This window comes from Nocardiopsis valliformis DSM 45023 (assembly GCF_000340985.1).
Taxonomy (GTDB): Bacteria; Actinomycetota; Actinomycetes; order Streptosporangiales; family Streptosporangiaceae; genus Nocardiopsis; species Nocardiopsis exhalans.
In genome coordinates this window covers 21,641-34,975 of the sequence record NZ_ANAZ01000004.1, presented here as the reverse complement: position 1 = coordinate 34,975, position 13,335 = coordinate 21,641, and the positions used below count along the sequence as shown (strand labels likewise).

General features: G+C 70.6%; 9 protein-coding genes. 2 read left to right on the top strand and 7 right to left on the bottom strand.

What is annotated here, in order from left to right; translation table 11 throughout:
• Positions 1-125: 125 nt before the first annotated feature.
• The 4 genes from D457_RS0104830 to D457_RS0104815 all read right to left on the bottom strand — a co-directional run bounded on the left by D457_RS0104830 (position 126) and on the right by D457_RS0104815 (position 7,286).
• Positions 126-1,811, bottom strand: a complete 1,686-nt coding sequence (locus tag D457_RS0104830; protein ID WP_017579515.1) for a glycosyltransferase — start codon at positions 1,809-1,811, stop codon at positions 126-128.
• Entirely contained in the window at positions 1,808-3,832 is a 2,025-nt protein-coding gene (locus D457_RS0104825) for a glycosyltransferase (protein WP_017579514.1), read from the bottom strand. The genes D457_RS0104830 and D457_RS0104825 overlap by 4 nt, the downstream gene beginning before the upstream one ends.
• Before the next feature lie 105 nt (positions 3,833-3,937).
• Positions 3,938-4,972 (bottom strand): class I SAM-dependent methyltransferase, encoded by a 1,035-nt coding sequence (locus tag D457_RS0104820; protein WP_017579513.1) that lies wholly within the window; start codon positions 4,970-4,972, stop codon positions 3,938-3,940.
• A 241-nt stretch (positions 4,973-5,213) separates the two neighbouring features.
• Positions 5,214-7,286 carry an acyltransferase family protein gene (locus tag D457_RS0104815; protein ID WP_017579512.1) on the bottom strand — a complete coding sequence of 691 codons (2,073 nt, stop codon included), beginning with the start codon at positions 7,284-7,286 and terminating at the stop codon, positions 5,214-5,216.
• A 524-nt stretch (positions 7,287-7,810) separates the two neighbouring features.
• Between D457_RS0104815 and D457_RS0104810 the strand changes: the two genes are divergently transcribed.
• Positions 7,811-8,425 carry a superoxide dismutase gene (locus D457_RS0104810; protein WP_017579511.1) on the top strand — a complete coding sequence of 205 codons (615 nt, stop codon included), beginning with the start codon at positions 7,811-7,813 and terminating at the stop codon, positions 8,423-8,425.
• A 94-nt stretch (positions 8,426-8,519) separates the two neighbouring features.
• On the opposite strand, the gene D457_RS0104805 is transcribed toward D457_RS0104810, so the two are convergent.
• Positions 8,520-9,995, bottom strand: coding sequence for an aminotransferase-like domain-containing protein (locus tag D457_RS0104805; protein WP_026116335.1), 1,476 nt, complete (start codon positions 9,993-9,995; stop codon positions 8,520-8,522).
• Between the two features lie 119 nt (positions 9,996-10,114).
• On the opposite strand from D457_RS0104805, the gene D457_RS0104800 reads away from it, so the two are divergent.
• The gene (locus D457_RS0104800; protein ID WP_017579509.1) at positions 10,115-10,606 is read left to right on the top strand and encodes a DUF3291 domain-containing protein; all 492 of its coding nucleotides are present in this window, start codon (positions 10,115-10,117) and stop codon (positions 10,604-10,606) included.
• Between the two features lie 413 nt (positions 10,607-11,019).
• On the opposite strand, the gene D457_RS33985 is transcribed toward D457_RS0104800, so the two are convergent.
• Together D457_RS33985 and fabI are read right to left on the bottom strand one after the other, a co-directional pair.
• The gene (locus D457_RS33985) at positions 11,020-11,961 is read right to left on the bottom strand and encodes a hypothetical protein (protein ID WP_152514144.1); all 942 of its coding nucleotides are present in this window, start codon (positions 11,959-11,961) and stop codon (positions 11,020-11,022) included.
• A 462-nt stretch (positions 11,962-12,423) separates the two neighbouring features.
• Positions 12,424-13,221: an enoyl-ACP reductase FabI gene (fabI, locus tag D457_RS0104790; RefSeq protein ID WP_017579507.1), complete on the bottom strand. Its 798-nt coding sequence runs from the start codon at positions 13,219-13,221 to the stop codon at positions 12,424-12,426.
• Positions 13,222-13,335: the final 114 nt, after the last annotated feature.

Sequence of the window (13,335 nt, the reverse complement as noted above, 5' to 3'; positions counted from 1 at the left end):
ACACCGGCCACCCTAGCCAATCCGGTTACACACAGTTACTCACCGTTGCGGCGTGTCTGTTTCACGCGGTGTGCGACCGGGTGTGCAACCACCCGCTCCGCTCCCGGAGCCGGTCCGGGCAAGCTTCAGCGCGCCAGCTTGCGCAGCACCCTGCGGGCCAGACCGGGGGTGAACCAGCGCAGCTTGCGCTCGGCCCGCTCGGCCCGGGCCCGCAGCCGGTCAGCCTCGGCCAGGGCCTTGTCCAGGCGCTTCTGCAACACCTCGGGCTTGGTCTTGACCCCAGGCTCCTCCTCGGCGCCCTTCACGAAGGCCTCCCCGGGGATCCAGTGGGTCCCCGCGGTCTCCTCCACCACCCGGTCCAACTCCCGGCCCTGGGCCCGCGGCTCCAGGTGCAGCGCGCGGGCGTAGGCCGTGGTGCGCTCCAGGCGCAGCACCCCGTCGCCCCTGGTCGCCCCAGGCAGCGGTGCGCACAGCAGCCCGGCGCCCTCGCGGTCGATCTCCTTGATCAGGTCGTGCAGGGCCTCGGCGTCAGGGACCGCGCCCGCGGCGACGGTGAGCCGGAAGGGCACGCGCGGGTCGCGGTCGGGCTCGCTCTCGACCAACCGCACCCGCGGGTCGCCGCGGAAGGTCTCGTGGATCAGCCGCAGGTCCAGGAGGTCCTCGTCCAGCGGGGAGCGGCGGTCCTCGTGCAGCTCGCCCCACGGACCGACCAGCCACAGACGCAGGTCCGGGGTGGTCCCGGACAGCAGTGCCGAAGCGGTGGTGTCGACGTCCTCCAGGGTGTGCCCTCCGACGGTCAGGAGCACGTCCGCCAGCGGAACCTCCCACTGGAGCTCGGGGCGCTTGCGGCGCAGATGGAAGTCGGGGACGCGGTTGGACACGTACGGCATCCGGTAGCGGGTCCCGGCATCGCGGCGGGTCTGCATCTGGGAGCGGCCCAGATGCCAGCTGCTGGTGTCCAGGTCGGGCACGAACACCGCGCCCTGCTGGGCGACCCGGTAGGCGAACTCGGTGTCGCCGCCCAGGATGAGGGCGGCGTCCAGCCCGCCCGCGGCGTCGAAGAGGGTCCGGTGCAGGGAGCCGGTGGCGCCGATGAACACCTTGTAGGACAGGCGTCCGGCGGTGCGCAGCCGGTCGTTCTTGTTGATCAGGCGTTCCACCCAGTGCGGGTCGGCGCTCCCGAGGTCGAAGAGCTTCTCCGCGCGGCCGGCCGCGACCTCGTCGCGCACGTGCTCGGGGGTCATGGCGGCCGGGTCGAAGTCCACGAACATCTTGTGGCCGAGGGCGACCCCGTAGTCCACCTGGTGGTGCCAGCGCATCTGGGACTCCACGTGCTCGCGGTAGACCAGCATGTCGGCGTCCAGGCGCAGGATGACCTGGCCGGAGGAGGCGGCGACCCCGGTGTTGACCGCGTGCGCCGAGCCCCAGCCGCCGTGGGCGGAGGTGAGCAGGCGGGTGTTGCCCGGGCGGACTTCGGGCAGGGTGAGGGGTTCGGGTGAGCCGTCGTCCACCACGATCACCTCCATGAGGTGCGCCGGATAGCTCTGCGCCGCCAACGAGGCCAGCACCAGGTCCAGCTTGTCCTGGTGGCCGTGGGCCGGGATCACCACGCTCACCGACAGCGTCGGCGTCCACTCGCCCAGCGGCGGCAGGGTGATTGGAGCGTAGTCGTTGCGGCGCAGCCGGGGCTGGGCGCCGAAGTCCACCTCGCCCCGGGGCAGGGGCTCCCCCGGTACGGGCACCGGTGCGCGGTCGGGCGCCGGAGCCACGGCCGGTACGGCGGTCGCGGTGTGCTCTTCGGTACTGGTCAAGGGTGTCCCCCCGTGTGCTGTGCGGCCCCGACCGGCTGCCCGGGGTCGGCCCAGCTCCCCAGCGGGGCGGGTTCGCCCTCCAGGAGGGAGCTGGGCCGCCAACCGGACCACTGTCGGGCGTAGTTGTGCAGGAAGTAGGCCATGTCCTCGGACCAGGTGTGGCCGCCGCCGGTGCGGCGCAGCACGTAGCCCAGCCCGTGGGTGCGGTGGACGCGGCCACCGCCCCGGGTGACGGCGATGAGCAGTTGGGTGTCGATAGCGCGCGGCAGCGGGCGGAAGCCCCCGGTCTCCTCCAGCACCACGCGGTCGGTAAGGATGGTGCCCCCGGCGATGAACCGGGTGGAGGTCTCCGACTCCCGGCTGCGCCAGACCATGAGGTCGATCTCCTGGAGGAAGACGAAGTCCTGGCCGGTGCCGACCAGCTCGGCGCCGGAATAGGTGCGGGCCAGGACCAGGTCGGCCAGGTGCTCGGGGCCGTACCAGTCGTCGTCGTCCCACTTGGCGATGAGGTCACCGGAGGCGCGGGCCACGGAGTCGTTGAGCACCGCGCCGAAGATGCGATCGGCGGGCGCCTCGTGCACGATCAACGGCAGGCCGGTGGCGCGGTAGGCGTCGATCGCTGATCGCACCTCGGGCAGGACGGCGGGGAAGCCGTGCAGGGTGAGGACGGTCTCCGGTTCCACGCCGCGCTGGCGGGCGATCTGGGCGAGCGCGAACCCCACCATGTCGGGGCGGCGGGTGCACAGGATGACCGAGACCCGGGGGGCGGGCGGGACCGGCACCCCGGCCTCGGCGGCCAGGGCGCGCCAGCGCGAACGCAGGCCGTGCGTGTACAGGGCGGCACGGCGCAGCAGGACGCTGTGCTCCTCTCGGGACAGGCGGTCGGACAGGTCGGCTTCGGTGGCGGCGGTGAGCAACCGTGTGAGGTCGGTGCCCAGTCCGGCGGCCCAGGCGGGGACGGAGTCGCTGACCAGGGGGACGCCCCCGGCGGCCAGACCGGCCACGGCGCGCACGGCGGCGTGCGGGCCGGTGTGTCCGGACCAGTCCACCCGGATCCCGCGCAGTCGGCGCAGGCGGGACAGGTCCACGTCCGTGATCGTGCCGTCCGGGGCGACGGTCACCAGGTCCTTCTTCCCCTCCCTGATCACCGCGCGGTCGCCGTGCAGGGTGAGGTGGCCGAGCGGGCCGTTCTCGGCCTTGCCGAAGCCGGTGGGGTTGACGGTGGTCTCGTCGACGGGGGCGATCCGTTGGACCGGGTCGACCGGCCGGTCGGCGGCGCGGGCGTAGCCGGTCGGGCCGGTGAGCTCGTCCCAGGAGTCGGTGCGGGTGGTGGTCCGGTCCAGGGCGGGTACGGCCTCGTCGGTCCAGGCGGGCAGCCGTTCGCTGTCGTGTACCCGCAGGGCGAGGTCGGCCACCGGGGTGACCCGGCGCAGCGGGACCGGCCCCTCATCAGCCACCCCGTGGGCGCCGGTGTCACCGGGGCGCCACAGGGCTGCCTCGTGTCCATTGAGGGCAACCAGGGGTGCCACGGCCGGTCCGCGGCGGCGGCCGCGGGTGCCCTGGAAGACCGCGTCCAGCACCGAGGCGGACTCGATGGCGTTGGGGAAGAAGAGCTCACAGATCCAGCCGCGGTTGTCCACCCGGCGCAGACGCAGTTCCTGGAGGTCGCGCCACTGGCCCATGCCGGGGCCCACCGGAAGCGGGGGCTCCTGGTGACCGGGGGTGGCGACCAGGGCGACCACGACGTGCACGGCCCGGGGCAGGTGGACGGCCGAGGTGAGGACCCGGTGGAGGTCGGTGGTGGTGGCCGCGACCACCGCCACCAGCCCGGCGACCGGGTCCTCCGCGGTCCCGTCCAGGGTCGGCCGGCCCAGGGGCTGAGCGTCCAGGTCCAGCAGGACGTCGCCCGGGGCCGTGGGCAGCCCGGCCAGGTCAGCCCGGGTGTCGGCGCCGGTGTGGCAGAGCACGGCCGGTTCCCTGCCGCGGGCACGTAGGGCCTGCCGAAGGACGGTGGTGATCATCGTGTGGCCTTCGATCTCGGGCGGCGGCTGGGGGCGGGCTGCCGGGACTCGGTTCGGGGTCGGGACTCGGTGGTGGGCCGGGGACGGGTTCGGGCGAGCAGTGGGTCAGGCAGTCGGACGGGTGAACACGTGGGCGCCCTTCTCCGCCTGTTCCTCGGTGCGGTGCAGGCGGTGTTCGGCGATCCAGCGGTCGCCGAGGGCGCGCTCATCGGGCCGGTCCGCGTCGTCCAGGACGATCACGGCGTCGTCGGTGCAGTGCGGCAGGAGGGCGGGGACCGCCGGGTACCTGGCCTGCGCACCGGTGGCCTGCGGCGGGCCGTCGACGAACAGCAGGCCGATGCGCTTCAGGTCGCCCAAGCGGGAGAGGTCGTACCAGAGCGGGGCGGATCCCACCGGCCCCTCCGCTTCGGTACCGGCCAGCTCGGACTTGACCTCGGTGAGCGGGGCGTGCCGAACCTCGACGACGTCGTCGAGCCCGTGCGCGGCGATCAGGTCGCGGCTGAGTTCGGCGTAGCGAGCCTCGTGCTCGATCGCGACGAGTCGGCCGGTGCCCGCACGGCGCAACGCATAGCCGATCCACACGCTGGAGGCGCCGCTGCCGCACTCCACCACCAGCTCGGGGCAGTGGCGGTCGATCAGTTTCACGAGCAGGCGCAGCACGTCCGGGGATGCGGCCCAACCGCGCAGCGGCGGCATGAACGGGGCCACGTCCAGGTACTCGCGCAGTTCGGCCCAGGCCACCTGCTGCTCGTAGTCGTGGCGGCCCTGCACGGTGACGGTCCGCTGGATCTCCCGGCTGGCCCTGGGCAGGGCGTGGTCCTGAAGACGGGTGATGCGCTCGCCCACCTCGTCCAGGGAACCGGTGATCTCCAACCGGTCCTGACCAAGCACCTCGGTCACCCTCCGGGTGTGGCCGTTGACACTGGTGGCCAGGGCACTCACCGAGCGGCGGAGCAGCCACAGCCCGGCGCCGAGCGCGCACACCAGCCCGCCGAGCAGCAGCACGGCGGTGGCGATCACGGCCTCTGCCCAGCTCAGCACGGCCAGGACACCCAACACCGTCGGGACGGCGAGGACGGCCAGGCCGAGGACCGCACCGACGGCCAGGAGAGGTTTGGCTCTGCGGCGGAGAGAGGGCAAGGGGGACCTCCACGGGGTTGCGTGGCAGCGGGTTCGGGGGGCAGTGCGTTCGAGGGGGTAGGCCCGGAGATTATGCGAGAAACTCCCGGGTGCTTTCGACCCTAACTCCTCAAAGCGCCCGCGAAGCCTTTCACTGTCGAAATCGAAACCCGCGTGGTGGTCAATTCCCCCGGCGTTCACCGGGACGTCATTCACCAGTCGGTATTTCGGTGACCGGAGAATTCAGCAGACCTCCGCTGGCTCACCATCCGGTGGCCGCCACCAGCGCTTCCTCCATCACCGGGCCGAGAGTGCTCGCGTAGGTCGCGGTGACGTGCGAGTGATCCCAGTAGACGAGGATGTTGCCGACCACCGCGTTGCAGGCACCGCCGGGGCACACGTGTTCGGTGAGGTCCATGAGGGTGACGTTGGGCGGCAGGTCGATCTGCGTGGCCGGGTCCACGTCCTCCTGGCTGGCCGAGACCGCGGACACGCACTGGTCGATCAGGCCCGCCTCCAGGCATTCGGCCCCCTTGTAGGGCAGCCGGGGCAGGTCGCGCAGGCCGATCACCTCGATGTCCAGCCCGTCGAGCCGCTCCCAGACGTCCAGGAAGCCGTCGTGGACGGTCTCCCCGTTGAGGGTGGAGCGGGTGGAGGAGGTCAGGACCGCGTCGGGGCGCAGATCCTCCACCTCGGCCAGCGCCTTGGCCTTCCACACCTCGCACTCGTCGAAGACCGCGCCGTCGCGGTAGGCGGTTTCGGTGCTGAACTGGCAGCCGCTCTTGGTGAAGGAGACCAGCCGCCACCCCTGGGCCTGGGCCGCGGCCGCCACGGCCGGATACCAGTGGGCCGCACGCGAGGCCCCGACCAGGGCGAGCGTGTGCTCGGCATCGGCGGGGCCGACGTCGCACACGACCAGTTCCTCCGAGGCGAGGTTGACGTGGCAGCCCTCCTGGTGGTGCCAGGACAGGTCCTGCTTGGCATCGGCCGGGTCCGGGCGGACCGGAACGTCGGGCAGCGCCGCGAACAGGTCGGGGTCGGAAAGCACCTGGGCCCCCGGGTAACTCTCGGGCGCGGCCAGCTCCAGGGAGCGCTCAGCCCGCTGCTGCTCCAGACGGTCGTTCCACAGCAGCGAGGCGGCCAGGACCGGGACGATCAGCGAGGCGGCGATGCCCAGCGCCCAGCCGGGGCTGCGGCGGCGGGCCGGTTCGGTGAAGCGGTCCAGGCCGCCCTCCATCAGGCGGTGGGTGAGCCAGGCCAGGCCCAGGGACAGCCCCAGCACTCCCAGGCCGCCGAGCGGACTGGCCAGGGTCCGGCCGGTGATCTCCAGGTAGACGACCAGGATCGGCCAGTGCCACAGGTAGAGGGCGTAGGACAGCTTGCCGATGCCGGCGAGGGGCTTCCAGGTGAGCAGGCGGTCCGCGCCGTAGCGGCTGCCGGTGGTCCCGGCCAGGATTACCAGGACGGCGGCGCCGGTCGGCCACAGCGCGATGTAGCCGGGGAAGAGCGTGGAGACCGAGAGCAGCACCCCACACGAGACCAGGGCGGCCAGTCCGAACCAGCCCAGGAAGACCCGCAGCCGCACCGGCAGGTGCACCCGGTGGATGACCAGGGCCAGGATCGCGCCCAGCGCCAGCTCCCACAGGCGGGCGCCGGTGTCGAAGTAGGCCCAGGCCTGGTCCCAGGCGGTGATGAACACCGAGTAGCTCAGGGAGAGGGCGAACACGGCGGTGACCGCGGCCAGGACCGTCACCCGCAGGGGAAGCCGGACACGGGTGGCCACCAGCGCCGCCAGGGCGATCAGGACGGGCCACAGCAGGTAGAACTGCCCCTGGATGGACAGTGACCAGAAGTGCTGAACCGGGCTGGCGGCGGCCTCCCTGGCCAGGTAGTCCACCGCGTTGTCGGCCAGGACCCAGTTCTCGTAGTAGAGCGCGGCGGCACGCACCTCGCCCAGGATGTCCGGCCAGCGTGAGCGGGGCAGCCACAGGTACATGGCGGCCATCGTCGCCGTCAGAACCACCGCCACGGCGGGCACGAGCCGCCGGGCCAGCCGGGTCCAGAAGGCGACGAAGCGGATCCGGCCATCGCGTTCCACGCTCCGGACCAGGGATCCGGTGATCAGGAAGCCGGTGAGCATGAGGAAGACGTCGACACCGCCGGAGACCCGGCCGAACCAGATGTGGTAAACGGCCACGAGCAGGACGGCGACGGCGCGCAGCCCTTCGATCTCGGGCCGGAACTGGCCTCCGCCGCCCCGGACGCGCACGCTGTCGGGGACGGACGGAACGGTGGGCGACCGGTCGTCGAGGGTCTTCGGAGTGGAGTTGTGCATGAGCGGCGGCGGCCTCGGAGAGTTGGGGAGACTTTTTACCGAATGAGGCGTCTGAACGGGTTCCGTCACTCGAATTCGGCGATGCATTATCGCCACCGCTGATGCCCAACCGGTGAATTGCGAACCAACGTCGGAACAACGTTCTCTAGCACGCCGGGCGATCATTCAGGGCCCGCCGTTCGGTCCGGCCAGGCTAGGACCGAAGGTGGCGGGAGACGGGTGACCGGCGGGCCTTCGGGAGTTTCATGACAAAGGGTGAGGATTAGCGTGGCGGAGTCCGGGAAGGGTGGGAAGAGGTCAGAGAGCCCAGGGGGCACGTCGGCCCCACGGGCCACGGACCCGAGGGTCCCCGGCCCGTGACACAGGGCCAGGGTCCGTTGGCGCCCCATCGGCCGTTTATTCCCGGGAACGGGTGTCAGCGGCCTGACATCGGGCCGATCCCCACCTGGCTGATAGCTTTCTGCCTAGAGCGATCCCATCGCTGTAAGCCCGACGAACCTAGTCATTGGAAAGGTGCGTCAGAGATGTCTGCGCCGTATTCGCTTCCCGAGCTGCCCTACGACTACGCGGCCCTTGAGCCGTGGATCTCCGGTCAGATCATGGAGCTGCACCACGACAAGCACCACGCCGCCTACGTCGCCGGGGCCAACGGTGCGCTGGAGAAGCTGGCCGCCGCCCGCGAGGCCGACGACTTCAGCACCATCACGATGCTCGAGAAGAACCTCGCGTTCCACCTCGGCGGCCACGTCAACCACTCCGTCTTCTGGAAGAACCTCTCCCCGGAGGGTGGCGACAAGCCCGAGGGCGAGCTCGCGGCCGCCATCGACGACCAGTTCGGTTCGTTCGATGCCTTCCGCGCGCACTTCAACGCCGCGGCCACCAGCCTGCAGGGTTCGGGCTGGGCGATCCTGGCCTGGGACGCCCTGGGTCAGCGCCTGATCATCGAGCAGCTGTACGACCAGCAGGCCAACATCGCCATCGGCACGCAGCCGCTGCTGATGCTGGACATGTGGGAGCACGCCTTCTACCTCCAGTACAAGAACGTCAAGGGCGAGTACGTCAAGGCGTTCTGGAACGTGGTCAACTGGGCCGACGTCCAGCAGCGTTTCGCCGAGGCCCAGAAGGTCAAGATCGGCTAGTAGTACCCACCCGGCCGAGCACCGGGAACGGCGGAGGGCGGCACCACGTCACGTGGCGCCGCCCTCCTCTCGTCTCCCGCCCTTCCCCTGGGGATCAGACGACCAGGACGTCCGGGTGGCTCTCCACCGGGCCGTGCCGGTCCAGTTCGCGCCAGGCCCTGGCCAGCCGCCAGACCAGCTCCTCACGGGTGGCGCGGTCGAAGGCGAACGGCAGCCGAAAGTACTCGCCGTGGCTGCCGTCGGTGGTGGCCGACATCGCGGATCCGGGCACCAGTTCCACATCGTGACAGAGTGCGACCTGCGCGAAAGCGCGGGCGCTGGCCCCGGGCAGGCGGATCCACAGGGCCGCGCCGCCCTCGGGAGTCCGCCACTCCCAGTAGGGCAGGTCCCTGCGCAGCAACTGCTCCATGTGCTCCAGCGCCTCCCGCAGCTCCGCCGAACGATGCCGGGCGAGCTGGTCGTAGCCGTTGAGCAGGCGCACGGCGACCGCCTGGTCCAGCAGAGGGCTGGCCAGATCGGCGAGGACCTTGCGGCGGCTGAGCCGGAGCGCCATCTCCGTGGGGGCGCGCAGCCAACCCAGGCGCAGTCCCGCCCAGCCGACCTTGGACAGCGAGTCGACGGTGATGACCTCGGCACCGCGCGGGGCGTGCGCGGCCAGCGGCGAGGGCTCCTCGTCAGCCCGGATGCCCGTGTAGGCACTGTCCTCCAGGACCGGCACCCCGTGTCGGGCCGACAACTCGCCCAGCTCCCGGCGCCGGGCCGCGGACATCAGCGTGCCGGTCGGGTTGTGGTACGAGGGCATCACGTAGATCAGGTGCGGGTGGAGCTCGGTGATAGCGCGGCGGACCCCGTTGGCGTCGATGCCCTGCGCGTCCAACGGAACCGGATGGATCTCGGCGCCGCGGTCGCGGAACAGGTCCAGGCAGCCGGCGAAGCTCGGATCCTCGGCCACCACGGGAGAGCCCGGGCGCAGGTAGAGCTGGGCGACCAGGGCGACCGCCTGGTGGGCGCCGGTGGTGACCACGATCTGGTCCGGGTGGGTGGGCAGCCCCTGACGTTCGTAGAAGTGCGTGATCGCCTCGCGCAGAGCGGGCAGACCGCGCGGGTGGTAGGTGCCCTCGGCCATCAGGGCTGGCAGGTCCTCGGCCACGACCTCCCGGATGGCCTGCTCGACCCCGGACAGGGCGGGGGTGCGCAGGCAGGCGGTGGAGATGACGCTGTCGTCCGTATGGAGGAGGTTGCGGTACATGGGGTTGCCGTTGCCGTTGGCGCTCCACCCGTCCGAGCGGACCGGGGCCCTGGTGCTGCACACCCGGGTTCCGCTGCCCTGACGGCTCTCCAGGATGCCTTCGTCGCGCAGGTGATCGTAGGCGGAGACCACGGTGGTGCGGCTGATCCGCAAGGCGACCGCGAGGTTGCGCTCGGAGGGCAGGCGTTCCCCGGGGACCAGGGTGCCCTGGTCGACCAGCCCGCGCAGGGAGGCAGCCAGCCGCCGGTAGAGGGCCCCGCTGCCGGTGGACCAGGCCCCGAGTACGTCCACGAGCTCGTCAGTACGTCGAACAGGGTCCATTTGAGGCTCCATTGGATCTACTCACCGCCGCCTTGGACTCCGATACTGGCACTAGGCAAACCAGACCGCCAGAGCCAAAGTGGACTCTTTGCCAAGGTCCAATCACATCGGGAGTTCCCATGCGTTCCCTCCTTCCCCGCCGCACCGACCACCACGTCAACACGCGCATGAAGGCGATGCGGAGCCGCTGCACCGTTTCGGAACCGGCCCGCGCCGCGCACTGGACGACCCTGGTCGAGGCCCGAACGATCACCGGAGACCGCGAGCACCTGCGACCCCTGGTCGCGGCGCTCCGCGCACAGGCCGAGGACCACTTGGGCCACCTGGGCGAGGTCCACTTCATCGATGAGGGCGACCGGATCCGTTTGGTGAGCCGGTGGCGTTCCCCCGCCGACCTGCGTTCCTTCGTGGAGCGATCCCACCGGGAGCTCCTCGTCTATCGCGCGGAAGCCGGTCGTTTCCCCACGGTGGAGCGGACCCTATGGTGGTCCACCGCCGCAACCGAGGTGAGCGCGGCCGAGGCCGAGGAGCGCGCCGAGCTCCTGCGCACCCGCGGCCCCGGCCCCCGCGCCTTCACCCTGGCCTCCCCGGTCCCGGCTCCGGTCGGCTGAGAGTTCAGCGCTCGTCAGAGCCGAGCCCGGGCGCAAGGGCGGCGACCTCCCGAGCCAGTTCCCGAGCCTGGAGCAGCGCCGAAAGTGAGGCGTCCTGGCGCGGTCGGCCGCCTTCGCCTCCAGCGCGGCCCGAGCCCGCTCGGCGGCCCGCTCACTGCGCTCCCCCACCGCCGGGGTGGTGTCCAGGGTGTGCCGCGACCGGGCCTGGTGCAGGATGCTCTGGGCCAGCGCCCACTCCGCGTCCGCCAGAACCACCCGGTTGCGGGGCCCGTCCAGCAGCAGCCCCTGTTCCTGGAGGGAGGACCCGAGCACGGCGTCCACCGCCCGCTGCACCCGCCCGAGCATGCCCCGCCCCTCAGGATGCGGGGTCTCCCGGGACAGAGCGGCTTCGGCGTGGCCACCGGGAGGATTCGTCACGATTCGCCACCCTGGCGAACGATCCCGTCGGCATCCCGGTCGTCACTGAAGGCCGCGATCTCCAAAGCCAGCTCCTGGGCCTGAATCAATGCGGACAGCGACTCATCGTTCTGCGGCCGGACCGCCCCGACCTGCTCGGCCTGATCGGCGATCGCGTCGAGCTCGGCCGCCAACTCCCGGTCACGCACCTCAAGTTCAGCCGCGCGCACCCGGTCAGCGTAGGACTCCAGGGTTCGGATCTTCGACTCCACCCGAGCCGCTTCCTTGGCCAGAGCGGCCCGAGCACGCTCGGCCGCCTGCCGACTGCGTTCACCGACCGCCGGGGCACTGTCGATCCGCTGCCGGATCTGCGCCTGCTCGTACAGGTCCCGGGCGATCCACCACTCCGTGTCGGCCAGGACCACCCGGTTACGGATCTCGTCCAGCAACAAGCCCTCGCGGTGAAGTGAAGAGTCCAGCACCGTGTCAACCGCCGCCTGGGCCCGGCCGAGCATGCCCTCGGCTTCCCGATCGAGCATCTCACCGGTGGTATACAGCCCTTTGTGGTCCTCGATGACGTGGAAGGGGTTGTTTCTCAGCTGTGTCACAGCTATACCGAGTTCACGCCGATACCACAGGTACCGCTGTCCCACAGCGACCCAACAAAAAATGCCAGCGACGATCCCCAACATGATGTCCCACGCCAGAAAGCCAAGGACGACAACGACCACACCCACTCCGATTGCCAGCTGCATTTTCGGGCTGCCGAAGTACTCCTTGGGCAACCGGGTGGGGACCAGGTGTTTCTGTTCCCCCTGCCTGATCGCCCACTGGAGGCGTTGCACCTGATTTGTGGGGACATCAGGATGCACGGTCACACGCCGGGGCGGCACACCATTGTGAGGCCGGATCTCGGGTTTCTTCTCGATCTCGTCGGAGGAGGCCTCGGCCAGGTCCACCGTGGGAGGAACCTCTGAATCCCCCTTTTTCGTGTCGAGCTCCAGAGCGTCCATCACCTCCAGGCCCCCAGCTGTCACGAACCACGGGCCCTGGGGTGAGAGGGTCACCAGGCCCCGTCGTTCAAGCGCTTGGGCCGTCTCCAGCGCGACATCGATGTCCAGGCAACTCCAAGCACGGTCACCCGTTGCGGTCAGGGTGTTGCCCATGGCACTCACCATGGCCCGTGACAGCTCGATCTCCCTACCGTTGGACAGGGTCAACCGCATGACGCCACGCTCACACTTCTCGAATCCCGGCACCGGCCACTCAGCTTATACAGCGCCTGTTCGGCCCCGATGGGTGTCCCCTGTGGGCTGGGGACACCCCGTCAGCAATCTGACCCCCTAGCCGACCGTCGGGGTACGGTCTTCCCCTGGAAGCCAATTGCTTCAGGCGGGAGAAGTGCCTGCTGACAGCTCACCTCAGGCGGAGACCGGGCCCGGGGTGGGGGCCAGCGGGGCGCCCATGGCGTGGTAGCCGCCGTCCACGTGCATGACCGTGCCGGTGACGGCGCGGGCGGCGGGCGACATCAGGAAGAGGGCCGGGCCCGCCACCACGGTGGTGTCCTTGGTGTCCCAGCCCAGCGGGGAGTTGTCAGCCCAGGAGTCGGCGATCTGGGAGAAACCCGGGATGGAGCCGCCCGCGAGGGACTTGATCGGGCCCGCGGAGATGGTGTTCACCCGGATGCCGTCCGGGCCCAGGTCGCGGGCGAGGTAGCGGGCGGAGTTCTCCAGGACGGCCTTGGCCGAGCCCATCCAGTCGTAGACCGGCCAGGCGACGCTGGCGTCGAAGGTCAGGGAGACCACGCCCGCGCCCTCGGGGGCCTTGGCGAGCAGGTCGCGCATGCCCACGGTCAGGGCGGCCAGCGAGTAGCCGGAGATGTGGATCGCCTTGGCCACGTCCTCCCACTCGGTGTTGAGGAAGTTGCCGCCCAGGGCCGACTCCGGGGCGTAGGCGATGGCGTGCAGCAGGCCGTCCACGTGGTCCCAGTGCTCGCTGATCTCCTTGGCCGTGGCAGCGATCTGTTCCGGGTCAGTGACGTCCATGGGCAGGACGGCGACCGGCTCCTTGGGCAGCCGCTTGGCGATGCGCTCGCAGATGGAGAAGGCGCGGCCGGGCGGGTTGGTCAGGATCACCTCGTGTCCCTGGTTCATGGCCTCCTCCGCGATCGCGTAGGCGATGGAGGACTGTGTGGTGATGCCGGTGATGAGCAGGTTCAAGGGGTTCCCCTGGTGGGCGGTGTTCGAGCTGGCAGTGGCAACGTATCGGCGCCGGGCGGGGTCCGTCTGCCGTGGAACGGCACAAAGAATTCAGCATGTGCTTTGAAGAGGTCC